Origin of the sequence: Chitinophaga vietnamensis (assembly GCF_902167635.1) — a bacterium.
GTDB lineage: Bacteria > Bacteroidota > Bacteroidia > Chitinophagales > Chitinophagaceae > Chitinophaga > Chitinophaga vietnamensis.
Window position 1 is genome coordinate 191,490 of sequence record NZ_CABHMS010000011.1, and the last position, 25,762, is coordinate 217,251.

23 protein-coding genes are annotated in these 25,762 nt (G+C 48.8%); 13 read left to right on the top strand and 10 right to left on the bottom strand.

Going from position 1 to position 25,762, the window contains the following annotated elements; all coding sequences use genetic code 11:
- Positions 1-2: 2 nt before the first annotated feature.
- Positions 3-674 (bottom strand): hypothetical protein, encoded by a 672-nt coding sequence (locus FPG75_RS24985; RefSeq protein WP_143310770.1) that lies wholly within the window; start codon positions 672-674, stop codon positions 3-5.
- A gap of 314 nt (positions 675-988) precedes the next feature.
- Between FPG75_RS24985 and gldA the strand changes: the two genes are divergently transcribed.
- From gldA to FPG75_RS25020, 7 genes are all read left to right on the top strand, one after another.
- Entirely contained in the window at positions 989-1,903 is a 915-nt protein-coding gene (gene gldA, locus FPG75_RS24990) for a gliding motility-associated ABC transporter ATP-binding subunit GldA (RefSeq protein ID WP_143310771.1), read from the top strand.
- A 52-nt stretch (positions 1,904-1,955) separates the two neighbouring features.
- On the top strand, positions 1,956-3,248 hold the full coding sequence (eno, locus tag FPG75_RS24995; RefSeq protein ID WP_143310772.1) for a phosphopyruvate hydratase: 1,293 nt from the start codon (positions 1,956-1,958) through the stop codon (positions 3,246-3,248).
- A gap of 99 nt (positions 3,249-3,347) precedes the next feature.
- On the top strand, positions 3,348-3,635 hold the full coding sequence (locus FPG75_RS25000; protein ID WP_236652895.1) for an FtsB family cell division protein: 288 nt from the start codon (positions 3,348-3,350) through the stop codon (positions 3,633-3,635).
- A 113-nt stretch (positions 3,636-3,748) separates the two neighbouring features.
- Complete coding sequence (locus tag FPG75_RS25005; protein WP_143310773.1) at positions 3,749-3,970, top strand: hypothetical protein; 222 nt, start codon at positions 3,749-3,751, stop codon at positions 3,968-3,970.
- 75 nt (positions 3,971-4,045) lie between these two features.
- Positions 4,046-4,693, top strand: coding sequence for an endonuclease III (gene nth / locus FPG75_RS25010; RefSeq protein WP_143310774.1), 648 nt, complete (start codon positions 4,046-4,048; stop codon positions 4,691-4,693).
- A 119-nt stretch (positions 4,694-4,812) separates the two neighbouring features.
- On the top strand, positions 4,813-6,036 hold the full coding sequence (locus tag FPG75_RS25015) for a nucleoside permease (RefSeq protein ID WP_143310775.1): 1,224 nt from the start codon (positions 4,813-4,815) through the stop codon (positions 6,034-6,036).
- Positions 6,037-6,039: 3 nt separating this feature from the next.
- A complete protein-coding gene (locus tag FPG75_RS25020) occupies positions 6,040-7,230 on the top strand; it encodes a Gfo/Idh/MocA family protein (protein ID WP_143310776.1) in 1,191 nt (396 codons plus the stop codon).
- Between the two features lie 61 nt (positions 7,231-7,291).
- Here FPG75_RS25020 and FPG75_RS25025 read toward each other — a convergent pair whose 3' ends face one another.
- The 3 genes from FPG75_RS25025 to FPG75_RS25035 form a co-directional block, all read right to left on the bottom strand.
- On the bottom strand, positions 7,292-7,669 hold the full coding sequence (locus tag FPG75_RS25025) for a hypothetical protein (RefSeq protein WP_143310777.1): 378 nt from the start codon (positions 7,667-7,669) through the stop codon (positions 7,292-7,294).
- A gap of 3 nt (positions 7,670-7,672) precedes the next feature.
- Positions 7,673-8,272, bottom strand: a complete 600-nt coding sequence (locus FPG75_RS25030) for a DUF6134 family protein (protein WP_143310778.1) — start codon at positions 8,270-8,272, stop codon at positions 7,673-7,675.
- A gap of 137 nt (positions 8,273-8,409) precedes the next feature.
- Positions 8,410-10,260, bottom strand: a complete 1,851-nt coding sequence (locus tag FPG75_RS25035; RefSeq protein WP_143310779.1) for a 2-oxoacid:acceptor oxidoreductase subunit alpha — start codon at positions 10,258-10,260, stop codon at positions 8,410-8,412.
- Positions 10,261-10,543: 283 nt separating this feature from the next.
- On the opposite strand from FPG75_RS25035, the gene FPG75_RS25040 reads away from it, so the two are divergent.
- From FPG75_RS25040 to FPG75_RS25050, 3 genes are all read left to right on the top strand, one after another.
- Positions 10,544-11,293 carry a Bax inhibitor-1/YccA family protein gene (locus FPG75_RS25040; protein WP_143310780.1) on the top strand — a complete coding sequence of 250 codons (750 nt, stop codon included), beginning with the start codon at positions 10,544-10,546 and terminating at the stop codon, positions 11,291-11,293.
- Positions 11,294-11,523: 230 nt separating this feature from the next.
- Positions 11,524-11,844, top strand: coding sequence for a carboxypeptidase regulatory-like domain-containing protein (locus FPG75_RS25045; protein WP_143310781.1), 321 nt, complete (start codon positions 11,524-11,526; stop codon positions 11,842-11,844).
- 179 nt (positions 11,845-12,023) lie between these two features.
- A complete protein-coding gene (locus FPG75_RS25050; RefSeq protein WP_143310782.1) occupies positions 12,024-12,770 on the top strand; it encodes a head GIN domain-containing protein in 747 nt (248 codons plus the stop codon).
- Positions 12,771-12,889: 119 nt separating this feature from the next.
- Here the strand turns inward: FPG75_RS25050 and FPG75_RS26275 are convergent, their stop codons facing one another.
- The 6 genes from FPG75_RS26275 to FPG75_RS25085 form a co-directional block, all read right to left on the bottom strand.
- Positions 12,890-14,200, bottom strand: coding sequence for a 2'-5' RNA ligase family protein (locus FPG75_RS26275; protein WP_236652896.1), 1,311 nt, complete (start codon positions 14,198-14,200; stop codon positions 12,890-12,892).
- A gap of 9 nt (positions 14,201-14,209) precedes the next feature.
- Positions 14,210-15,478, bottom strand: coding sequence for a kynureninase (kynU, locus tag FPG75_RS25065; RefSeq protein WP_143310783.1), 1,269 nt, complete (start codon positions 15,476-15,478; stop codon positions 14,210-14,212).
- Between the two features lie 388 nt (positions 15,479-15,866).
- On the bottom strand, positions 15,867-19,418 hold the full coding sequence (locus FPG75_RS25070; RefSeq protein ID WP_143310784.1) for an efflux RND transporter permease subunit: 3,552 nt from the start codon (positions 19,416-19,418) through the stop codon (positions 15,867-15,869).
- A gap of 15 nt (positions 19,419-19,433) precedes the next feature.
- Positions 19,434-20,555 (bottom strand): efflux RND transporter periplasmic adaptor subunit, encoded by a 1,122-nt coding sequence (locus FPG75_RS25075; protein WP_143310785.1) that lies wholly within the window; start codon positions 20,553-20,555, stop codon positions 19,434-19,436.
- A 33-nt stretch (positions 20,556-20,588) separates the two neighbouring features.
- On the bottom strand, positions 20,589-21,947 hold the full coding sequence (locus tag FPG75_RS25080; protein ID WP_143310786.1) for a TolC family protein: 1,359 nt from the start codon (positions 21,945-21,947) through the stop codon (positions 20,589-20,591).
- Between the two features lie 3 nt (positions 21,948-21,950).
- Entirely contained in the window at positions 21,951-22,562 is a 612-nt protein-coding gene (locus FPG75_RS25085) for a TetR/AcrR family transcriptional regulator (RefSeq protein ID WP_143310787.1), read from the bottom strand.
- A gap of 171 nt (positions 22,563-22,733) precedes the next feature.
- On the opposite strand from FPG75_RS25085, the gene FPG75_RS25090 reads away from it, so the two are divergent.
- The 3 genes from FPG75_RS25090 (at position 22,734) to serC (ending at position 25,650) form a co-directional block, all read left to right on the top strand.
- Positions 22,734-23,342 carry a DUF502 domain-containing protein gene (locus FPG75_RS25090; protein WP_143310788.1) on the top strand — a complete coding sequence of 203 codons (609 nt, stop codon included), beginning with the start codon at positions 22,734-22,736 and terminating at the stop codon, positions 23,340-23,342.
- Positions 23,343-23,411: 69 nt separating this feature from the next.
- A complete protein-coding gene (locus tag FPG75_RS25095; RefSeq protein WP_143310789.1) occupies positions 23,412-24,386 on the top strand; it encodes a zinc dependent phospholipase C family protein in 975 nt (324 codons plus the stop codon).
- Between the two features lie 193 nt (positions 24,387-24,579).
- Positions 24,580-25,650 (top strand): 3-phosphoserine/phosphohydroxythreonine transaminase, encoded by a 1,071-nt coding sequence (gene serC / locus FPG75_RS25100; RefSeq protein ID WP_143310790.1) that lies wholly within the window; start codon positions 24,580-24,582, stop codon positions 25,648-25,650.
- Positions 25,651-25,762: the final 112 nt, after the last annotated feature.

A 25,762-nucleotide genomic window follows, 5' to 3' on the forward strand; every position in this document is an offset into this window, starting at 1 on the left:
TTTTACAGTGCTGTTTCTATTTTTTGGATGTCTGTATTGATTTTTCTGATCATAGCCTCGCAAGCCACCTGGTAACCCTGGCGGTTGGCAACGATTCTTTGTTCCTGCGCCGCGATCTGTTCTTTCAATTGTTCAGATTCGTTTTGCGCATCGGTGATTTCCTTTGTCAGTTGCTGTATCAGTGCAGCATTGTTGGCCATCTTTTTCTGCAATGCAGCCAGTTGTTGCTGGCGGCCATCAATTTCGGAAGACGCTTTTTCATTGACGGCGGCTTCAAAGTTGCTGCGGTCCTGCGCGATAATCTGCTTATACTGTGCGGCTGTTTCAATGAGTTTGTTTTTGGTCAAACCCTGTATGCTCAGCGTTGCAAATACAGCGGACATGCGTGCGGATTCATCTTTGACATGCGCTTCCAATGCGTCCATCATTTTCCAGAATTCATAATAATCCGGACCCGGGAAATTGCTTCGTTCAAACAGCGCATTGAAGTGCTGCTCAAATTTGTCCATTTCCGCAGCTGACAAGGCTTTGGGCGGGTTGGCATCCGGAGTGTTGACATTGCTCGGAGGGAATTTTCCAGGCAGGGCGGACTGATCATGCCTGCCGGTTTCGTGTGTTTCATCGGGTTCAAATTCCACAAAAAGGCCCATGGCTTTTTTCAGAAAGTTTGACATTTGTCGTCGGTGATTACATTGTGAAGTGGTTTGATGTGATTTGTGCGTATAGGTTATGCATAACTATAGGTGCGACCTAAAATGCAAGACGTATGCCAATTGCTAATTGTATGTTAAAACTTGCATTTGTTATCATCATCATTTAGCAATAAAGACATATATTTTTTAGATGTTCGTGAGAGACGATGGCAGAAAGATATACGCTTGTTATTGCCAGGCATACAGATTTAGAAATCGGGAAAATCCAATACTAGAAAACTAGTAATCTAGTCATTGCTTTTCGTACTTTAGTTGCCGCAAAAGAGCAATTATCCATGTCAATCCAGGTATCATCACTGACGAAAGTTTATGGCGAACAGCGGGCGGTAGACGGGATCTCCTTTGAATTAAAGAAGGGCGAGATCACCGGGTTTCTGGGGCCTAACGGCGCCGGCAAATCCACTACCATGAAAATGATCACCGGCTTCCTGCCGCCTACCAGTGGCAAAGCCAGCGTATGCGGCTACGATATCGTGGAGCAATCGCTCGAAGTACGTAAGCGCGTAGGCTATCTGCCCGAATCCAACCCGCTCTATTACGATATGTATGTAAAGGAGTTCCTGGGTTTCGTGGCAGGTGTGCACCAGCTGGGCGCCGCGGCGCCGGCACGCATCAGCGAAGTGATCGAACTCACAGGCCTCACCCCTGAAAGCAAGAAGAAGATCGGCGCATTATCCAACGGTTATAAACAAAGGGTAGGTCTCGCACAGGCATTGATACATAATCCCGAAGTATTGATCCTCGATGAACCCACCACCGGCCTGGATCCCAACCAGCTGGCGGATATCCGGGCACTGATCAAAACGCTCGGTCAAAATAAAACGGTGATCCTCTCTACCCATATCATGCAGGAAGTAGAGGCCCTGTGCGACCGTGTAATGATCATCAATAAAGGCAAGATCATTGCCGACGATACGCTGGGCGCCTTACAGCAAACCGGCCACCACAACGCTTATATACAGGTATCTTTCAGAGAAATGGCTACAGTGGCCGAATTACAGGCGATCGACGGCGTAAGCCGGGTGGAATCGCTGGAAAACAACAGCTGGCGCCTCTTTACCAGCGAAGAAGAGCAGGTACGAAAAAACCTGTTACAATTTGCTTTGATTAATAACCGGAACATCCTTTCTTTGCAGAGCAATTCGCAAAGCCTGGAAACCATATTCCGGGATCTGACCAAGGCCCCTTGAGGGTACAGGCATTGACAGCCAGTAGCTTATAACACTTTATAACTTTTGAACTATGAGTATTATTTCAGAAATCCATGCCAGGCAAATCCTTGACAGCCGCGGTAATCCTACTATTGAAGTGGATGTAACCACAGAAGATGGTCACTTCGGCCGCGCTGCCGTTCCTTCTGGCGCTTCTACAGGCAAACACGAAGCAGTTGAACTGCGCGACAACGATAAGAGCGTTTACATGGGCAAAGGCGTATTGCAAGCCGTTAAGAACGTAAACGAGATCATTTCAGAAGAGCTGATCGGCTGGGAAGTAACCGACCAGGCCGGCATAGATAAAATGCTGATCGAACTCGATGGCACCCCCAACAAAGCCAAACTGGGCGCCAACGCTACCCTCGCAGTGAGCATGGCTGTTGCCAAAGCTGCGGCCGACGAATGCGGCCAGCCCCTCTACCGCTACCTCGGCGGCGTAAACGCTTTCACCCTGCCCGTTCCCCTGATGAACATCATCAACGGTGGCGTGCATGCTGATAATAAAATCGACTTCCAGGAATTTATGATCGTTCCGGTAGGCGCACCTACCTTCTCCGAAGGCCTGCGCTGGGGCGTGGAAGTATTCCACCACCTGAAATCTGTACTGAAAAAGAAAGGCTACTCCACTAACGTAGGCGACGAAGGCGGTTTCGCTCCTGAAATCCAGAGCAATGAAGAAGCCATCGAAACCGTACTGGAAGCGATCAAAGCCGCCGGCTACCAGCCTGGCGAACAAATCGCTATCGCCCTGGATGCCGCCAGCAGCGAAATGTTCAACGAAGCCGACAAAACTTATAAATTCTACAAAAGCTCACAGAAAGTAATCTCCAGCGATGAAATGGTAGCTTACTGGGCTGAGTGGTGCAAAAAATATCCGATCGTTTCCATCGAAGATGGTATGGCGGAAGACGACTGGGAAGGCTGGAAAAAACTCACCGAAGCCGTAGGCGCCCATGTACAGCTGGTTGGCGACGATCTGTTCGTGACCAACGTAAAACGCCTGAAAGAAGGTATCGATAAAGATATCGCTAACAGCATCCTGATCAAAGTAAACCAGATCGGTACCGTTACAGAAACCATTGATGCGGTGAACATGGCCCACAAAGCCGGCTACACCTCCATCATGAGCCACCGCTCCGGTGAAACCGAAGATACTACCATCGCCGACCTGGCAGTAGCCCTGAACTGCGGCCAGATCAAAACCGGCTCTGCTTCCCGCACCGACCGTATGGCAAAATACAACCAGCTGCTTCGCATCGAAGAAGAACTGGGCACCAGCGCCATCTACCCCGGTAAAAGCATCCGCTTCGGCAAAAAATAAAAAACTATTGGTTATTTAACTGTTGTGGCGCATGCCACAACAGTTAAATAACCAAATTTTTGTAACTTGTGCATGATGTTGAAGCTAAAGTCCATAAAGATGCCAGCAGTTTTAAAGAACAAGTTCTTTATCACAGCCGCCGCTTTCTGCATATGGCTCGCCTTCCTCGATAAAACCAATCTCATGTACCAATACCAGTTCTCTTCTGAAGAGAAGAAACTGGAAAACCAGAAAGACTTCTTCATCAGCGAAATCAAGAAAACCAAAGAAGAACAACAGGAACTCCTGTCCAGCCCCGAAAAACTGGAGAAATTTTCCCGCGAGAAATACTATATGAAAAAGGATAATGAAGACCTGTTCATCATGGTACCTGCTCCCCAACAATAAGCCGGTCCTGCCCCGCTTGCACTTTTCAAAAATTTACCCTAAATTAACAATACGTTCCACGTTTTCGCCGTTATTTACTCAGAACACTTTTCTTTTCATTAAAATTATATTGCATGAGTAATTTTACACTAACTACCTTTTCTAACCTGTGTCTTGTTACTGAAGCTGATATAAAAAAGCAACGCCGTAAACAAGCAACATTATCCTTGTCAAAAGAAGAACAAGACAAACTGGAAGACACCAAGGCCGCACTCGATACCATCCGCTATTCCCCGAGAGCCGCCACTCTGCAGCATATTTTTGATTACGCCGCCGGAAAACAAGAACAACACTAAACGGTCATCCATCTCTATATTCATTCATCCTGTGTAGCATACACAGCGAAATTTCATTTTCCCTATCTTTACGGCATGACCAAAAAAGAGCGCTTCGCATTCGTACTCAATTACTTTGAGCAACATGCTCCCAATGCCGAAACAGAACTCATCTACGATAGCCCCTACCAGCTGCTGGTAGCTGTGATACTGTCTGCACAATGCACCGACAAACGCGTGAACATGACCACTCCTGCTATCTTTCAGCAGTACCCGGATGTGGAAGCCCTCAGTCATGCCACCTTCGACGAGCTCTTCCCCCTTATCAGGAGCATCAGTTATCCTAACAACAAAACCAAACACCTGATAGGCATGGCCCAGATGGTGATGGAAGATTTCAACGGCGAAATACCCGCCACCGTTCCCGAGCTGATAAAGCTCCCCGGCGTAGGCCGCAAAACCGCCAATGTAATTACTTCCGTCGTTCACCAGCAACCCAATATGGCTGTAGATACGCACGTGTTCAGGGTTTCAGCGCGCATAGGCCTCACCACCAAAGCTAAAACGCCACTGCAAACAGAATTGCAACTCCTCAAATACATCCCGAAAGAACAAGTACATATCGCACATCACTGGCTAATCCTGCACGGACGTTACATCTGTGTTGCCCGCAATCCGAAATGCGGCGAATGCGGACTCCGCCCCGCCTGCAAATATTATCAGCAACTCATCAAAGCACAATAGCCCGGGAACCGCCACTGGCAGTACTTCCGGAACCTCGATGGTTTATCGCGCCCATCATTTAATTTCAACAACGATGTTTATTTTTTACTATCTTAAAGATTACTTTAAGCGCCATCGTTATGAAACTATCCGTCAGATTACAGCTGTCCTTCATGATGTTCCTGGAATTTTTTATCTGGGGCGCATGGTTTGTGACACTGGGAACCTTTGTACTGCACAGCCTTCAAGGCACTAACGACAACCAGGTCAGCATCGCCTTTCTTACACAATCCTTTGGCGCCGTAATAGCGCCTTTCATCGTAGGCATCATCGCCGACCGCTTTATCTCTGCGCAGGTGATACTCGGCGTCATACATCTCGCCGGCGCCGCTTTGCTCTGGATATGCTCCGGCACCACGCATTTCGGCAGTTTCTTCCCCACCATCCTGGTGTACATGATCCTCTATATGCCCACCCTTGCGCTGGTCAATTCCATCTCTTTCCGGCAGATGGACGATCCCAGCAAAAACTTCTCTTCTATCCGTGTGTTCGGTACCGCCGGATGGATCGTAGCAGGGCTTACCATCGGTTACCTCAACTGGGAAGCCGACAACAAACTGGAACTCACTTTCCGCATGGCCGCTATAGCCTCCCTGGTATTGGGCCTTTTCAGTTTCACCTTACCCAAAACACCACCACTGAAAAAAGGCACTCAGGTATCTGTAAGAGAAATACTTGGCCTCGATGCCATCGGCATGCTGAAGAACCGCTCCTACCTGCTCTTCTTCCTCGCCTCCATCGCGATATGCATACCGCTGGCTTTCTACTATAATTTCACCAATCCATTCTTAAATGAGATAGGTATGAAAGGCGCCGCTGGCAAGCAATCCTACGGCCAGGTGTCAGAAGTATTGTTCATGCTCGTGATGCCGCTCTTCTTCCGTAAACTGGGCGTAAAAAAGATGCTGGCCATGGGCATGCTCGCCTGGGGCCTGCGCTACCTGCTGTTTGCGTATGGTAATGTAGACGCCAACTACTGGATGCTGATCGTGGGTATCGTGCTACACGGCATCTGTTACGATTTCTTCTTTGTAACAGGCCAGATCTATACCGATCAATTGGCGGGCGAGCAATTCAAAAGCTCCGCACAGGGCTTTGTTACCCTGGCCACTTACGGCGTAGGGATGCTCATCGGTTTCCTCATCTCAGGACCGATTGTCAACTCATTGAAAACATCTGCTACCATGCACAACTGGCAAACGATCTGGCTGATACCCGCCAGTATTGCCATTGCCGTGTTGTTGCTGTTCATTTTATTTTTCAGAGATAACGGAAATGATAACAAGACCGTAATAAACCATTAATCTATGGCGAAGATAGCAATGCTTGGCTCGGGCTTTATCGGGCGTTTTTATGCAGACTCGCTGCAAGGGCAGCGTAGCAGGGACAAGATCGTCAGCATCTATTCCCGCAGGGAAGAAAGCGCAAAAAAATTTGCGGCGGATTATAACGTCGCACACTGGACCGTTGATATGGAAGCCGCCATCGCGCATCCCGAGGTAGAAGTGGTGTGCGTATCGCTGCCTAACAACCTGCACGAAGCGGCTGTGAATCTCTGCTGCCAACATAAAAAAGCGGTGATCTGCACCAAGCCGCTCGGCCGCAATGCCCAAGAGGCAAAGCGCATGTTGGAAGCAGTGGAAAAAGCGGGCATCTTCCATGGTTACCTGGAAGATCTCGTATATACGCCCAAATTCCTCAAGGCCCTGCAAAGCGTGCAGCAAGGCGCGCTGGGCCGCATTCTCTGGGCCAAGTCACGCGAAACGCATCCCGGCCCGCACAGCGAATGGTTCTGGGACAAAGAACAGGCCGGAGGCGGATGTATCCTCGATCTTGGTTGTCATTGCGTAGAGATAGCGCGCAGCTTCATCGGAAAAGATATCAAACCCGTGGAAGTGATGTGCTGGGCAGATACGCAGGTGAAACCCATCGATGCTGAAGATCATGCCATTGGCCTGGTGAAGTACGAAAACGGCGCCATTGGCCAGTTCGAGGTAAGCTGGACTTTCCGCGGCGGCCTCGACCTCCGCGATGAAGTGATGGGCACCGAAGGCACCATCTGGCTCAATAGTTTTCTGCGTACCGGATTTGATATGTTCACTACCGGCAAAGGCGCCGACTATGTTGCAGAAAAAGCGGAAAGCAACACCGGCTGGCTTTTTCCCGTTGGCGACGAACTCAATGAACTTGGCTACAATCACATGTTCACCGATATGTTCAACGCGATGGAAAACGGCCAGGCTGCCCGCGAAACATTCTACGATGGTTATGTCGTGAACGCTATCCTCGACGCCGCCTATAAAAGCGCGGCCAGCAAACAGTGGGAGCCGGTGCAGCTGGAAATATGGCGCGGCCGGACGGGCCTCACCAAAGCCAAAACGCTGCAGGATTACGACGATAAATATTATCTCGTGAAAGAAGAAGTAACACACTTCGGTGCAAAGAAACTCATTTTGAAAGATAAAGAGAACGGCCAGATCATCGAAAAAACCGTATAGCCGTTAACGTTATTCCCGACGCTTGAAGCGCCGCCGGTGCTTCAAGCGTTTTTTAGTTCCTTCATTTGATCAGGCCTTTGTCTTTATAGAAGGCAAAACCAGCGGCCAGCATGGCATTGATATCTTCCAGCAGGCCATTGTTCAGCGTTTTAATATGAAAACAGGATTTGCCTTTCAGGCACTTTTTCAAGGCAGGTGATACTGCTTTAAATTCTTCAGGATGTGTGTATACCGGGAAGAAATACAGGCCGGTGTAGCCTTTACGGGCGCCGAGTCCGGCAAAGAACAGCTCGGGGTATGAGCGCCCCTGCAAGGTCACTTCATGCATGGCATACAGGTCGTAACGGCCCATCCCTTCTACTTTCGGGTTCAGTGGCGGCACGTACTGTTGCAATACATCATAGAGGCGTTGGTAGATCGCTTTTAAATCTTCAGGCATAGATCAGCTGCTTTTAACGATAACGGCTTTGCCAAAGGTATGGTTCACTTCCACTTGTACCAATGTGCCATTCTCATATTTGTAAACATTCTTTTTCCCTTCAGGTAATTGCAGTTCATATTCTCCATTGCCCAGGTATTTCAGTGGCAGGAATTTCCCGAGTGTTTCGGAAAAGATGCGCGTCACTTGTTTGGGTTCGGAGAAATAAAGATCGGCTACACAGTGTTGTATTTCCGCATCATTAAGTACAGACCTTTCCCCGTTCAGTACTACCGTATAATCCTTGCCGTCTTTGCGGGTGGTGGTCCGTTTGTCTTCTCCGTTCTTGTTGGCAATACGGGTGGCAGTGGCCATCATGAGCACATTATTGGTGTACTCGTTGGAGATATCACTGTTGATCTTCGATAGCATCATCTGGATACGTGTACGAATGATGATACTCTTGGCATGGCCGCTAACTTTGCGTTGCGCTTCAATCGTGCCTACTGCATGGTTGGCCACGCGTACTTCAAAGGTATTGGTATTGGTCTGGGCCAGTACAGGCAAGTATATTACAGCTGCCGTCATTACGCTCAACAATACACGAAAAAGGCTCCTCTTCATAATAGCTTACTTAAACAGATAATATTAGAACGCCGGGGACTTAGCTGTAATTATCCCCGTATAGGGAAAATACAAAAAATCCTGCCATACTTGACAGGATTTTTTGTGAATAAACTATTATGTTCTGTACAAACAGATTATGCGAGCATTTCTTTGATCTTGGTTACCAGTTCGCCTTTCGTAATGGGCACACCCATGATCTTGTTATATCCATGTGCATCGATGAGATACTGATCACGGATGATTTTGATGAGTTGTCCATTGTTGATTTCAGGAATGAGGACTTTCTCGTAGCTGTGTAATATTTCACCAAGATTTTTCGGGAAGGGGCGAAGATGGCGGATGTGCGCATGTGCCACCTGGTGGCCTTCTGCGAGCAGTTCCAGTACTGCGCTCTTGATAGCGCCGTAAGTAGAACCCCATCCCAACACGAGCACCTTTCCTTTTTCAGGGCCGATCTCGATTTGCTGGGCAGGAATATGTTCCGCGATCTTGTCTACTTTCTCCTGGCGTATTTTCACCATGAGCTGGTGGTTTTCAGGATCATAGCTTACGTTACCGGTGATATTCTGTTTCTCCAGGCCGCCGATGCGGTGTTCGAGGCCAGGCGTACCAGGCACGGCCCAGGGACGAACCAGGTTTTCATCACGGTGATAAGGCAGGAAGGTTTCTTCTCCTTCTTCCAGTCCTTTCTTGAATTTCACTGTGATGGCAGGCAGGTCGGCACTCTTCGGGAAACGCCAGGGCTCTGCGCCATTCGCAATGTAACCATCGCTGAGGAAGATCACGGGCGTCATATGTTGCACCGATATACGGAATGCTTCAAATACGGCATCAAAGCAATCAGCCGGTGTAGATGCGGATATCACTGGCATAGGACATTCGCCATTACGGCCATAATAAGCCTGTAAAAGGTCGGATTGTTCCGTTTTGGTAGGTAAGCCTGTAGAAGGACCTCCACGTTGAATATCCACGATCAGCAGCGGAATTTCCAGCATCACGGCCAGGCCCATGGCCTCGCCTTTCAAGGCCATACCGGGGCCGGATGTGGTGGTAATACCCATATGACCGCCATATGATGCGCCAATTGCAGAAGTGATACCAGCAATTTCATCTTCCGCCTGGAAAGTACGGATACCGAAATTCTTGAAGCGGCTCAGTTCATGCAGGATATCAGAAGCCGGTGTGATGGGATAAGTACCGAGGAAGAGCGGCAGACCAGCTTTCTGCGAAGCGGCCACCAGTCCATATGCCAGGGCAGTGTTACCGGTAATGCTGCGGTAGGTGCCTGGTTCCATTCTCGCCTTTTCCACGCGGTAGCGGGTGGTGAAGGCTTCTACGGTATCGGCGAAATTATAACCGGCATGCAGTACTTTCAGGTTACTGTCGAGTATCTCCGGTTTCTTGCCGAATTTTTCGCGGAGGAAGTTTTCGGTGCTGTCCATGTTCCGGTCGTACAACCAGTAGAGGAAGCCCAGCACAAACATATTTTTTGCGCGGTCTTTCTCTTTCATGCCCATGTTGATATCTTTCAGCGCTTCGCGCGTCATTTTGGTCACATCCATGGTATGCAGCTGGTAATCCACGAGGGAGCCATCTTCCAGCGGGTTCACGCCATCAGGATAATTGGCGAGGCGGAGATTTTTGGCATCAAAGCCGTCAGTATTGGCGATGATGATACCGCCTTTTTTAAGTCCTTTCAGGTTGGCTTTCAACGCGGCGGCATTCATGGCCACCAGTACGTCGCAGGCATCGCCTGGCGTAAATATGCGGTTGGAAGAAAAGTGAAGCTGGAATCCGCTCACACCTGGCAGCGTACCTTGCGGCGCACGGATCTCCGCCGGAAAATCGGGGAAGGTGCTCAGGTCGTTACCGATCAAAGCGGTATTGTTGGAAAACTGGGTACCGGTTAATTGCATCCCGTCTCCACTATCGCCTGCGAATTTTATCACTACATCCTCCAGCTGTTGAATCGAAGTATTAGGCATTTATGATCTTTTTAAGGTATTCAAAGTTCAGGGTGTAAATTTAGGCAATCAGCAGCTAGGAACGCCATATCTGCTGTAGATTGATCCTGAATTGTATGCAAAAGTACACAAACCCGGTAGACTATCCTCCGCGAAACGCGCCGCCGCCATTACTTCTTGTTATGGCTGATAACTGGAAGTTATCTCTCCTGAAATGCTAATTTTTCTGCAAAATACCTGGGAGAAGCCGCGTTTACCAAGGGGAAATCGTACATTTAGACCTGTAAAATTTAAACTATATTTTATGGCATTATTTGAATCGAACAATCCCGTACTGAATCAGCGTGTTTTAGACAATGCAGTTCCTGTACAGGGTGAGGCCATGACTATCCGCGGTACTGTTAACAAATTATCTTTTCTTTTTGCTTTGTTGCTGGCGGCGGCGGTATATAGCTGGGGCCTCATCGGCAAAGGTGAAACCGGCCAGGCTGGCATGCTCGCAATGGGAGGCGCACTCGTGGGCTTCATTCTCGCAATGATCATGATCTTTAAAAAACCCTGGTCTGCATATCTGGCTCCAGCCTACGCATTGGCGGAAGGCTTGTTCCTTGGCGCTATTACTGCTTTATTCAACGCAAAATGGCAAGGCATCGCTTTCCAGGCGGTAGGTCTTACCATCGGCACTTTCCTCGCAATGCTGGTATTGTACCGCTTCCGTGTGATCCGCGCTACCGAGCGTTTCAGGTCGATCATCTTCACCGCTATGCTGGGTATCCTCATCTTCTACCTGGCCATCTGGATATTGGGTATGTTTCATGTAAGCATGCCTGCACTGGCGCCCGGCTCTCCCCTGGCAATCGGTATCTCCCTGTTCATTGTAGCGATCGCGGCACTGCGCCTGATCATCGACTTCGATAACATCGAAACCGGTGCGGCACAAGGCGCTCCAAAATATTTTGAGTGGTATGCTTCTTTCTCCCTGCTCGTAACATTGATCTGGCTGTATCTCGAAATACTGAAGCTGCTGGCTCAACTCAACAGTAGAAAATCATAAGTAAGTTATTACCTTGCTCCGAAATAAAGCGCTCCCGGTGATCACCGGGAGCGTTTTTTGTTTTGTTAATATCTTCCAAAAGATTTGTTAAATGGCCTTGCTCATCAATTTTATGGCACCGTAATTGCAAAATTGGCGTTTAAACAGGAAGTTCTTTTACACCACATGATAAGCACGCTAACAGCTATTACTTACCATTTTCAATTGTTGAACCATTAAAAGCGAATGCTATGAAAAAGACAAAAGTAACCTTGTTAGCGTTGACAGTTGCAGCGTTTGGCGCGTTTGCGTTTAAAGGGCCGGACGGCGGAACCATCACAGGTAAAGTAACACCTGCCGACGGCGCCACAGAAGCCTGGGCCGTTACCGGTTCAGACACTTTGAAAACTCCGGTTAACGACGGAGCTTTCAAGTTCACCCACGCAAAAGCAGGAACATATACCGTGATCATTGGAGCCAAATCGCCATTCAAGCCTGCCACGCTTACGGATGTAAAGGTGGAAGACAATAAGTCTACCGACCTGGGAGAAATAAAATTACTACAACAATAACCAAGAGCAATAGTTGGTTTTCATAGGGGTTAATCAAAAGCCGGTGCCGTACGTCTGTACGGCCGGCTTATTTTTTTTAAGGCCCTTTCCTCGTCTAATTCTTCACTGCCCGTAGGGGTAAAGTTTTTCACGGCCGTCATAATATCATCAGAAAGCGAATAACCGTTCAACTTTTTCTTATGCGAAAACAGGTTATTGTTACCTACACCAGCCTGAGCGTAGGTTGGTTGTTGCTGATGATCGCCATCTTCAGCTTTATTCTTTCCGGATGTACCAAAGAACAGATCAATGGTTCCGGCAACGTAATCACAGAAAAGCGCAGTACTTCTTCTTTCACAGATGTGGAGATAGGAGGTTCATTTGAGATCCATCTTTTGCAGGACAGCAGCAGCGTGATAGAGATCCGTGCGGAAGATAATGTGATACCTGCCATCGAAACCTATATCCGTCAGAACACCTTGTACGTGCGGGTGGAGAGCCATGCGCGCGTGCACAACACGAAACCGATGCAGCTCTTTGTGCACAGCCCGTTGTTTCAGCGGGTATCGCTTGCGGGTTCGGGCAGTGTGCAGAACAGCGATACACTACGCAGCTCTCTATTTGATTATGAAGTGAATGGCAATGGCGATGCCAACCTGCTGCTGGCGGTATCAGATATAAAAGCTACTGTAAACGGTTCAGGGAATATCCAGCTGAAAGGCAAGGCTACAGCGCTGGTGAGTGATATTAACGGGAGTGGCAGCATCCGTGGGTTGGGCCTGAATGTGCAGCACGCGGGTATTACGATCCGGGGTTCGGGAGATCATTCTATTCAGGTGGTACGGGAGCTGGAGGCCAGTATTTACGGCAGCGGCAGTGTGAGTTACCTGGGCACGCCTTCGGTGCATGCGAAGATCTATGGTTCAGGAAAAGTCATTAAGCTATAGTTAGCACTCCAAACTTCGTATAGCCTACATTGTTATACTGCGCACTTGTCAACAATAAAAAAGTCCCTCTGCACATGCAGGGGGACTTTTACTTTTTTATTTTCAGGAGATGCTTTTTATCAAGCGCCGCCCAGTTTGCATTTTTGCAGTACTTCCCATGATTTGCCGTTGTGGCGGAGGAAGTAAAGGTTATTCACTTTGAAGGAAGCCTTGTACTCTTTGTTTTCGTATTCGGGCCATGCCTTGTTGAACTGTTCGTCTTCCAGGTCTTTGAAGGCCACGGTAACGTGAGGAGTGAATCCGGTGCGGGCGAGCATGGTGCTGAATCCAAATTCCTTGCGCAGGAAGTTGATCAGCTGACGGTGCATAGCCGACATGGTTTCGCTTTTTTCCACGTTGATGAAGAGGACGCGGTTCTGTTTATTCGGGAATGTGCCAAAGCCGTTGAGCGATACTTCGAAAGGCGCCTGTGTTTTGGCGAATTCGGTGAGTTCGTCGCAGAAGGCTTTTTCCAGCGCCGGATCAGCGGTGAATGGCACTTGCAGGGTAATATGGGGCAGTACTTTCAGTGCGTACACAGGGCCATATTGTTCTGCAAATTCCTGTTTGATTTTAATGATCTCCTTACCCACTTCTGCTGTAGGCAGCAGTGCGATAAAGTAGATTTTATTATCTGGTTTTGGCTCGAAGCGTTTGCCGCCCATGTTAGGACGTCTTTGGCCGCCGCCACGGTTATAGCCGCCGCCGCCGCCACCGCGATTGTAGCCGCCACCACCGCCACCGCGGTTGTAGCCTCCACCGCCGCCGCCACGGTCGTAACCACCGCCGCCGCCACGATTGTAGCCGCCACCACCGCCACCGCGGTCATAGCCACCACCACCGCCACCGCGATTGTAGCCACCGCCGCCACCGCCACGGTCATAGCCACCGCCACCACCGCCGCGATTGTAGCCGCCGCCACCGCCTTCGCGGTTATAGCCACCACCGCGATCATAGCCGCCACCGCCGCCTTCGCGGTTATAGCCGCCACCGCCACGATCGTAGCCGCCACCGCCTTCACGGTTATAGCCGCCGCCACGGTCGTAGCCTCCGCCACCACCGCGATCGTAACCACCGCCGCCACCGCGGTTGTAGCCACCACCGCCACGGTCGTAGCCTCCGCCGCCATTGCCACGGTCATAGTTGCTGTTAGAGTTGTAACCGCCGCCACGTTCGTAGCCTCCACCGCCTTCGCGGTTGTAGTTGTCACGGTTGTAATCACGCGGGCGATAGCCGCCTTCACGGTCTCCGCTGTTGTAGTCGGGTTTTCCACCTTCCCGCTCACTGTTTAAGTTGGGTTTGAAGTCGCCCCTCTCCTTATTGGGATCATTCTCTTTGTTGGTATCAGAAGAGTAGGGCCTGCGGGGGCGTTCGTTTCTCTCAAAATTCATCGTACTTAATTAAGCGTTTGAAGCAATATTTGCTATGATTTCATAAAAATGAAATACGTCCTGATAAGAGTTATACATGGGCGCCGGGGAAACCCTGATAACTCCGGGCTCTCTCCAGTCAACGATAATGCCGGCATCCGTCATTCGCTGATGTATCTCTTTACCTTTGTCCCGAAACAACAAAGATAGTTGAGCGCCACGTTCATTACAATTTTTAGGTGTAATAATTTCAAAATTTATGCCTTTGATCTGATGCAAGAGGAACTCCAGGTAGTTCGTCATTCCGATGCTTTTGTTACGTAAAGCGCCGATACCGGCCGCTTCAAATAATTCGAGGGAGGCTTTCAGGCTTACCATGTTAAACACCTGAGCGGTGCTTTGTTGCCAGCCCTCTGCTTCTTTCTTAGGCACAAAACCTTTTTCCATTTTAAAACGTGCACTCTCTTCGTTGCCCCACCAGCCACCCAGGCGGAGAAATCCGCGGTTGCTGGAATATTTTTCATGCACAAATGCGCCTCCTACTGCGCCGGGACCGCCATTCAGGTACTTATATGAGCACCAAACGGCAAAATCTACTTCCCAATTGTGCAACTGCACCGGAATATTTCCTGCTACATGTGCCAGATCGAAACCGGCGTAAGCGCCTGCTGCGTGGGCAGCAGCTGTTATAGCTGGTATATCAAAAAACTGTCCGGTGTAATAATTGATTCCGCCGAATAAAACTAATGCTAAACTATCACTTTCCTTATTAATTATCTCTAAAATATCTTCCAATCTTATCAAATGTTCGCCGGGTCGGGGAGAAACCTCTATTATGGCGCTTTCGGGATCAAAACCATGAAATTTCACCTGGGTCTCCACTGCGTATTGGTCACTGGGAAAGGCTCCTGCCTCCATCAAGACCTTAAACCTTTGTTGAGTAGGCCGGTAAAAACTCAGCATCATCAAATGAAGGTTCACGGTCAGTGTATTCATCACCGTTAGTTCTTCCTTACTGGCCCCGAGAACGGATGTCAGGGGTTTGCTGCAATATTGCTGATAATACAACCAGGGATTTTTTGCCGCCCAGTAGCCTTCTACGGCACACTGCTGCCAGTCGTTCAATTCCTGCTCTATAGCAGCTTTTACGTTCTTTGGTTGTAACCCCAGCGAATTACCGCAAAGATAAATTGCATCCTTCCCCTTACGCTGTGGAAAATAGAACTGGCTCCTGAATTTGTTTAACGGATCCTTTTGGTCCTGCTCTTTAGCATGCGCTAACGACGCTACGTACTCCATGGTCTTCCAATCTTTTTACCCTGATTTCTTTTAATGGCGGCTCTCTCCTGTTCCGTTAAATGCGCTGTGCCTTAAACTATTTCTCATAAAATAAACAGATAAACATGCATAACTGTTTAATCAGACTGTTTTCTTTTTCTTATCTTATCTATTCCCTGTATAATGGCATATATGGCTAAAGGCTGTATATGGCTAGTAACGTGAAAAACTATCTGAATGGGTCAAAAGTAATAAAAGGCTGTCGAATTGCCGACACTTCTAAATGTTAAAATTTGTTAATGAGATTAAAATTACAGCTTTCTAACCGCAATTTAATAAAAAAAACCGTTCCGAAGAATCGGAACGGTGACTGTTAACCTACAACTGTTACACTGTATAAAAAAGTAGATCAATTAACGGCTATACCCTTTGCCCTGCCGGCATGCTCCTTTTCCGCAGCATCGGCCTCTCCATTAAAGAAATGGTAGGGCTTGGGAGATATATAATCCGCCGCATGCAGCTTGTGCACTTCGCTCCGTTTCATAAACAGCTTCAGGATCAGCACGAGGAAAGGCACATATTTCAGGCTGCGGGGCAGGTTATATCTATCCAGCACATCGATGGAACGCTTGTTCATGGCGTACATCACAGGTACCAGGATCAGGGTGAGGAAGGTCGCAAAGACCAGACCGAACACCATGGTCCAGGCCAGCGGGCCCCAGAACGCTACGTTATCGCCACCGAAAAAGATATTCGGTTTGAAATGCGCGAACAGGCTCTCGAAGTCGATATTGAACCCGATCGCCAGCGGGATCAGGCCCAGGATGGCCGCAATCGCCGTGAGCAATACCGGCGTCATACGGGTTTTACCGGCTTCTACCACTGCATCATATACCGGCATATTTTGTTTCACCAGCAGGTCTGTGAACTCTACCAGCACGATACCATTACGCACCACGATGCCCGCGAGCGCCATAATACCCACACCGGTCATTACGATGGAGATACTCATATTGAAGATGGCAAAGCCCAGGAATACCCCGATGATACTGAACAGGATCTCCATGAAGATGATCAGCGGGCGGCCAATAGAATTAAACTGCGTTACCATGATCATCAGGATCAGGCCGAAAGCGCCCAGCATGGCCATTCCCAGGAAGTTCATCGTTTCCTGCTGATCTTCCTGCTCGCCCGTCATCCTGATGGTAACGGTATTGGGATGACTGAAATCCTTGATGGCATTGGTGATCTTTTGTACCACCTCATTGGCATTGAAGCCGGTGAGTACGTTGGAATACAGCGTGATCACACGTTTCTGGTCGATACGTTTGATACCGGCGTATGTATTGGAGTATTTGATATCCGCTACGGCCGACATAGGCACTTGCCTGATAGCGCCGCCCATATTCATATCGCGGTACACCAGGTTGAGGTTCATCAGGTTGTTGATGTTGTTACGCTGATCTTCCTGTAAACGAACCATGATCTTGTATTCGTCTTTTGCATCACGGATCTTGGACGCCTCTGCGCCAAACAGCGCGGCACGCAGGGTAGTACCGATCATGCCGGTGGAAATACCTTCCTTGTTAGCACGTTCACGATCCACATTCACCACTACTTCCGGTTTGTTATCTTCAAAGTCGCTCTTCAGCTCTTCCACGCCGCCGATCTGCAAAGAGTCGAGATAACGTTTAAGCCTAAACGAAGAACTGGTGAGATCATCGAAATTATCACCGGTGATTTCGATATTGATGGGTTTGCCGGTAGGAGGACCGCCCTGCTCCTGCTCTACCGTGATATTAGTGCCGGGAATGCCTTTCACTGCCTCGCGTATTTTATCGAGGTATTGTACAGTAGATTGCCCTTTACGTGCACCAAATTCCACAAAGGCCACGGTTACTTTACCTTTCTGCGGCTGCGTGCTCATATCCATCTGTGAAGGATCGCCGGCGCCTTTGGCTACGTTAGAGATGATAGATTCCACAATCGGGTTATTAGCTCCTACCACTTTAGTGATGCGGTTTTCCACGATATGCGTGATAGAATCTGTATACTTCTGGTCGGTACCGTTAGGCAACTCAATATAAGTATAGATGAAGTTAGGATCGGCCTGTGGGAAGAACACTACTTTCGGGCTGCGTATAGCTGTTAGCATGATGCTGAATATGAGCAACCCGAAGGTACCTACCAGTATCCACACCGGGCGCCATCCAATGAGGCACCATTTGAGAACGCGCCTGTAGCGCTCCTGCACCTTGGGCCAGAACTTGTTCTGGAAATTGTACGCCACACCGCCCAGCCAGAAACGTTCCAGCACGATCATCAGATAGAGGAAGATAGTGAAGTTGCCCACGCCCGGACTTCCGTTCGCATATCCGATAATAGCGATGAGCGCAAATACAGCGGTGAGTATCTTGAACTTGCGGTCGAACTTCGGTTTGGGATGGCCTTCGCCTTCGTGCTTCTCCATGAAATCCACGGCAAACACGGGGTTGATGATATAAGCCACTACCAGTGATGCACCCAGTGTGGTGATCAGCGTTACCGGCAGGTAGAACATGAATTTACCAATTACGCCGGGCCAGAACAGCAGCGGCACAAATGGCGCCAGCACCGTGAGGGTTCCCGACAATACCGGCAGGAATACCTCTCCGGCCGCTATTTTGGCGGCTTTCACGATGCCGAGGTCGTGCCGTTCCTGGAAGATACGATGCACGTTTTCTATCACCACAATCGCATCATCCACCACGATGCCCAATGCCAGCAGGAAGGAAAACAGCACCATCATGTTGAGCGTGAAGCCATAGACAGGCATCAGCAGGAAGGCAATGAACATGGAGATGGGCACGGAAAGCGCTACGAAGATGGCATTTACGGCGCCCATGAAGAACATGAGGATCACCGTTACCAGCAAGAAACCGATGATGATCGTGTTGATCAGGTCGTGCAGGGTAACGCGGGTAGATTTAGACTGATCCGCAGTGATGGTCACATTCAGGTTCTTGGGGAAGTAATTCTTCTCCATATCTTCCTTGATCTCGCGGATCTTGTCGGAAGCGTCAATGAGGTTTTTACCGCTTTGTTTGATCACGTTGAGAGTGATCACATTTTTACCGCCGAGGCGTGCATAGCTTTCCTGTTCGAGGAAACCATCTTTCACTTCGGCTACATCGCGGAGGTACACGGTGGCGCCGGATTGGCCGCGCACAATGATGTTGGCGATCTTGTTGGGATCTTTATATTCTCCCTTTACACTGAGCGTGCGTTTTTGTCCGTCCATGGATACGAGACCGCCGGAGATGGTGATGTTCTCGCCCTGTATCGCCTGGATGATATCGGAGAAGGCGATCTTGGCGGCATCCATCTTGTATTTATCTACATTGATCTGTATCTCTCGTTCCAGCTCCCCTACCAGATCTACACGGGTGATTTCATTGAGCGCCTCGATGCGGTCTTTCATATCATCTGCATAACGTTTTAATGTTTGCAGGTCGAAATCACCGGAGAGGTTGACGTTCATGATAGGGATCTGTGATACGTCTATCTTCACGATCTGTGGCTCCTGTGTGAGGTTGTTGGGCAGGTCTTTCTTCGCGTCGTCCACTTTTTCCCTTACGCGCTGGCGGGCTGCTTCAATATCTTCATTCGCATTAAATTCGATGGTGATCATGGAGAAATCCTGCATGGAGGTACTCTTGATCTTCTTCACACCGGCGATACCGTTCAATTGTTTTTCGATCGGCTTGGTGACCAGTGTTTCCATATCTTCCGGTGAGGTACCGGCATTGACGGTATTGATGAAGAACTGCGGGAATACGACTTCCGGGAACTGTTCCTTGGGCAGACTGATATACGACAGCACACCGGCGAGCGCGATAATAATGGTGGCCACATAAATGCTCACCTTATTATCGATGGCCCAACTGGTGGGTTTAAATTCTTTATTGAGATTGTCTTGCATAAACCTGTTTTTTACTTATGATTTGATCAGGTCATTATCATTCAGGCCCTGGAATCCGGTGGTGACGATCTTTTCGCCTGCTTTGAGGCCGCTGGTAATTTCTGCTTTATCGTTATAGGTGCGGCCGATTTCGATATTGCGGCGTTGCGCTACCATTTTGCCGTTGTTGCTGCCGGCAACGATCACGTAAGGTTTTCCGGATGCGTATTGGATCACGCCTACCGGTATCACGATGGCATTGTTGGCGCTGTAATCGATGATACGGATGCGTGCGATCATGTTAGGACGCAGTGCAGGATCGGGTTTCAGCGGCACTTCTACGGTGATGGTGCGGCTGAGCGGATCGATGGTGCGGGAAGAGAAACCGATATTGGTACGCAGTTCCCTGTTCACATCCGGGAAGGTGATGATCACCGGGTTATTAGGTTTGATCAGACCGGCATAGGCTTCCGCTACGTTGGCGGTTACTTTCAGGTTATTGGTATTTACCACGCGGAAGGCGGGTACGCCGGGCATGGCATTGTCGCCGATCTTTGCGATCACGGCATCCACTACACCGCTGATCGGTGCGATGATGCGGGTTTGCGACAGCTGGTCCTCCAAGGTGGCCATCTTTTTCTCCAGGGCTTCTTTCTGGTTTTTGGCGTTGAGGTATTGTACTTCAGAGCCGATCTGTTGTGACCAGAGGTTCTTTTGCTTTTCGTAGAGGACATTGGCGAGTTCCATCTGGGTGCGGAGTTCGGCCACATTGGCTTTCAGCACCTGGTCGTCGACCTGCGCGAGGGCTTGTCCCTGGCTCACGTGCTGGCCTTCTTTCACGTAGATGGCGGTGATCACGCCTGGTACGCGACTGGTGGCGTTCACGTTATCGCGTGCGTCGATGTCGCCTTGTACGTCGATGTAGTGTTCAAACACGGTGTCTCTGACATCGGCCACCACCACGTCTTTCATCTTCGCGATCGTATCTACCTTACCGATCGATTTTTCGAGGGCAGCGATCTTCTTATCAACTTCGTCGTTGTATTTGGCTTTCTCCTGTTTGAGTTTTTCGAGTTCCTGTTCCTTGTTTACTTTTCCGCCGCAAGCCGCCAGGATAACAGTGGTGAGCGGTATCAGGAAAAAATATTTTTTATTCATATCGTTAGTAGTAAAAGGTGATAGAATGGCTGTTTACAATTTACCGTATGCTTTGAGCAGATCAATTTTCGCCACGATCGCGTTGAAGAGCGCGGTGAAATAATTATTCTGCGCGGTGAGCAGGTCGTTTTCAGCGGTGGTCATTTCCAGGCTGGAACCCACGCCCTCCCTGTATTTGATCCTGGTGGTATTATAAACGTCTTGTGCCAGGTTCATATTTTTTTCCTGTGATTGCAGGGTGAGCACGTTGTTGCGGAAGGTGGATGATGACTGTTCGCGTTCCAGGTCGATGGCGAGTTTCAGGGTTTCGATGGCCACTTCATTTTTCTTGACGGCGAGGAAAGCCTGATCTACCTGGCGACGGCGCTGGAATCCGGTAAAGATGGGCACAGACAGGTTCAGGCCGGTGTTGACATAACCATACCACATCTGGTTCTGGAAATAGTCGAACTGGCTGGAACCTCGCAGTGCGCCGGTGGCGGCGAAGAGTTGCAGGGAAGGAAGGCCTTTCATTTTGTATCTTTTCAGATCGTATTCATTGGCTTTCTTCTGTGTTTGCAACAGCTTGTATTCGATGCGCTGGGAATAGTCGAAGTTATCGGTATCGAGCACATCTGCTACCACTTGCGCCGTAGAGAGTGTATCCGTTAACGTTATAGGCTGTTTAATAGGCATGCCCATCTGGTATTTCAGGGCGGCGAGGCCTAATTCCACCAGGTTGTTGAGTTTTGTTTGTTCTGTTTGCAGGTTGGTATATTGCACTACCAGTCGGTCTACATCCAGTTTTTCGACGAGGCCGTTCTTATACGTTTCTTTGGTATCGCTCAATAGTTTTCCAAGCGTAGCGAGGTTGTCGTTGAGAATACTGAGTGCCTTGCGGGCGGACAGCACATTATAATAGGCTTTATAGACGTCTGTTTTCACGTCTATTTCAGACTTTTTCACATTTTGTTTCACCAGTTCTTCCAGTGTTTTACGGGCTTGCAGGGCCACGAGTACGCTGGGATCGAAGAGGGTTTGTGTGAGCCTTACTTCGCCCACGAGGTTATGGGGCAGCTGGAAACTCACGACCGTAAAGGAATCTTTCGGGAGGCCGAAGTTCCTCATGTTGAACATCTGTTTCTGGATGATCGGATTGTATTGGTATTGGCCGGTACCGTTTACAGCAGGGAGGGCCATGCCGCTTACTTCCTTGTTTTTGGCCAGCTGGATCAGTTCATCCAGTTTGGCGGTTCTCACGGTAGCCTGATTGGCCAGTGCATAGTCGACCGCTTCCCTGGCCGACAGCCGTACCGGCTCAGCGGATACTGCCTGCTGGGCGCGGGTGAGCGTGGCCAGCGACAGCAGCCACACCGTTAATGCCATACTGGTGAGCCTTTGAATGAATAGCATAGTTTATTTGTTTTGCGATAGTTGTTTATATTTTTCAATGAGTTTGTATCCTTTTGAAGAAGCCACTCCATATAAAAAATTTTCGAGCAACACTTTCGTCACTTTGTTCATATCGAAGGCGCCTGGAAATACATCGGGCTGGAAGGCGAGCATACAGGCGTGGATGCGGTATTGCGTAAGTATCTGGATCTCGATGTCCGTCCGGTACAATCCTTCCTGGATGCCGCGTTCCAGGTTTTCACGGATCATGGCCGCCAGTTGTTTGTGTTGATAATCCAGAAAGGCCTGGTAGGCTTTTGCATGGAATTTCTGCAAGTCGAGGATGATGACCGGGTTCATGTTACGCAGGCGGCGATCGATCATGTCCATGACAAGAAACATTTCGTCGATAGCATCTTTTGATTGATCGCGGTTGCTTACACCTTCCTTATGAATCTCCTTAATAAATCCGTCTATGGTTTGTGTAACCATATCGTCTTTGTCGGTGAAGTGAGCATACAATGTTTTTTTGGAAATGCCCATTCTTTCCGCAATATCATCCATGGTGATAGACCTTGTGCCGAACTGGCGAAAGAGGCTGAAAGCCGTATCCATGATGCGTTCCTGTACTTCCATAGTGTTAACTTCAATAACGGATTTTGCTATGCAGAACAAAACTATGGAAACTTTTTAAACCACCAAAGTTTCCAGTATTATTTTTTTATATGTAGCAACATATATTATCATCGGGTTAAAAGCTGGCGCCTTTGCGCATTATTGAGTAATTTGCCTCCTCAATTCTGAACCATGTCGCCAAAGCTTAAATTCAAAGTATTCGCGTCGCGCCTGTTGCGTTATTTTTTTCAGGGATTGCTGATCCTGGCGCCGATTGGTATCACTGCACTTACCTTGTATTGGGCATTTGTAACGATAGATAATATTATACCCAAAGAGATGCTTCCAGGCGATACCTCTTTTAATTTCCTGCGATACAAAGGCGTGGGATTTGTGCTGGTATTGCTTTTGGTGGTGATCGTGGGTTATCTCAGTTCTTCGTTTATCATCGGCCGCATCTTTGATTTGTTTGATCATTTATTGGAGCGTACGCCTTTCATTAAATATATCTATACTTCTATTAAAGATGTGTTTGATGCATTTGTGGGCGAGAAGAAAAAATTTGATCACCCGGTATTGGTGCAGATCTATGGTGTAGATGTTTGGGAGATGGGATTTATTACACAGACGGATGTGAGCAATTTCGGGCTGGAAGGCTATATGGCGGTATATGTGCCGCATGCCTATGCCATCACGGGCAAGGTGTTTATGGTGCCGAAGGAGAAGGTAAAACCGCTGGAAAATATTTCTGCGGGAGATGCGATGAAATTTGCGGTGAGTGGCGGCGTTACCAATATCTGATGTTGTTAACATCTGCTAAAGCAAAGCAGTGTTGACATTGCCATAAATTCGGGTCCAAAAATTTTTCACATGTTAACCCGGACCCATATACGAATTTTTCTCGTGACTTTATTATTGATCCCTGCGGAAGCCCGTTCCTGGGGCTTTTTCGCGCATCAGCGCATTAACCGGCTGGCGGTGTTCTGTTTGCCGCCGGAGATGATGATCCTGTACAAGCCGCAACTGGAGTACCTGACGGTACATGCTACTGACCCTGACAAGCGCCGGTATATGGTAGCAGCAGAGGGTGCGCGGCATTTTATTGACATCGACCTGTACGACCGGCCGCCTTACGCCCATATCCCGCGCAGCTGGGATTCCGCGGTGGCGCTGTATTCCATGGATTCGTTGCAACGCAATGGCATCCTGCCCTGGCACCTGGAAAAGATGATGGCTATGCTCACCAAGGCTTTCCGCGAAAAGGACCAGCAGAAGATATTGCGGTTCTCGGCTGAAATAGGCCACTACATGGCCGATGCGCATGTGCCTTTGCATGCCTGCTCCAATCACAACGGGCAGTTCACGGGGCAGCAGGGTATCCACGGGCTGTGGGAGTCGCGCATACCGGAGCTGCTGGCGGATGAGCAGTTTGATTACTGGGCGGGCAAGGCCTCCTATGTGCCGAAGCTGCGCGCGTGGTACTGGCGGATTGTAACGGAGAGCGGTCTTGCGGCAGACACCGTATTGAAACAGGAAAAAATGCTCAGTTTGCAATTTCCATTGTCACAGCGTTTCGCCTATGAAACAAAAAATGGTGTGTTGATAAAGAATTATTCCGCGGCCTATGCCACTGCCTATAACCGGTCCTTGGGCGACATGGTGGCCCGGCGAATGAAATGTGCGATCGCAGCAGTAGCCTCCTGCTGGTACACCGCATGGGTCAATGCAGGGCAGCCGCCCCTGCATGTACTAAACGATACAATGCCCACTGCTGAAGCATTACAGGAATATCGCCATTTGCAGGAACAGTGGATACACGGCCAGATCAAAGGCAGAGAAGAATAGTGTATTTAAAATATTTACAGCAATACTACTATTTTAGAAAAGATATTTTATCTTTGCCATCACTATCTTTTAGCCTATCCTACACCACGCGCCTTACAGGTTTTAAAATGCCCGTGCCGTTTTTTTTCCGTTTCCTTAGAAAAACCAAAACAAAGTGGAAAGATCAAAAAATGAATTTAATCTAGATCGCAACATGAAGGTGCACAATTTTAACGCAGGTCCTTCTGTATTACCTAACGAGGTATTGTACAAAGCCAGCAAAGCGCTAATCGACTTTGAGGGGACGGGTATGTCCATACTGGAGATCGGCCATAGAACAGAACCGTTTGTAGCGGTAATGGACGAGGCCCGCAGGCTGGTGAAGGAACTGATGCAGCTTGATGATGATTTTGAAGTGCTGTTTTTACATGGTGGCGCTACCACCCAGTTTATGCAGGTACCTATGAACCTTCTGGAAAATGGTGATACTGCTGCCTATGTAGATACCGGCGTTTGGTCCAACAAGGCTATCAAAGAAGCCAAATTGTTCGGCTACGTAGATGTAGTGGCCAGCTCCAAAGAAAGCAATTATAATCACATCCCCAAACAATTTACAATTCCGCCGCAGGCCAGCTACCTGCACATTACTACTAACAATACCATCTATGGTACACAGTGGCACATGACTCCTGTTACCGATGTTCCATTGATAGCAGATATGAGCAGCGATATCCTGAGCCGCAGCATGGACTTCAACAAGTTCTCGCTGATCTATGCAGGCGTGCAGAAGAACATGGGCGCCGCCGGCGCTACCATGGTGGCCATCCGCAAAAGTATGCTGGGCAAAGTAAGCCGCAAAATCCCGTCTATACTGGACTATAAGAACCATATAGAAAATGGCTCCATGCTCAACACACCACCGGTATTTGCCGTATATATCTCCATGCTCACACTTCGCTGGCTCAAAGAACAGGGAGGCGTTAGCGCTATCGAGAAGATCAACGACAAAAAAGCTGCGCTGCTCTACGACGAAATCGACCACAACCCGCTGTTCCGCGGCACCGTTGTGAAAGAAGACCGCAGCAAAATGAACGCCTGCTTCATCATGGATAAACCGGAAATGGAAGAAGAATTCCTGAAGTTCTGCAAGAAAGAGGATATCGTTGGCATCAAAGGCCATCGCCTCTCCGGCGGATTCCGCGTATCCATGTACAACGCGCTTCCTTATGAAAGCGTAGAAGTAATGGTAGAAGCAATGAAGTATTTCAGCCTGAAAAAAGCATAAGATATAAGAATTACGAATTACGAATTAAGAATTACGGCCTGCCGGGTAGATCTACCTGGCAGGCCGTAATTCTTAATTCGTAATTCGTAATTATAAATTATATCTATTATTT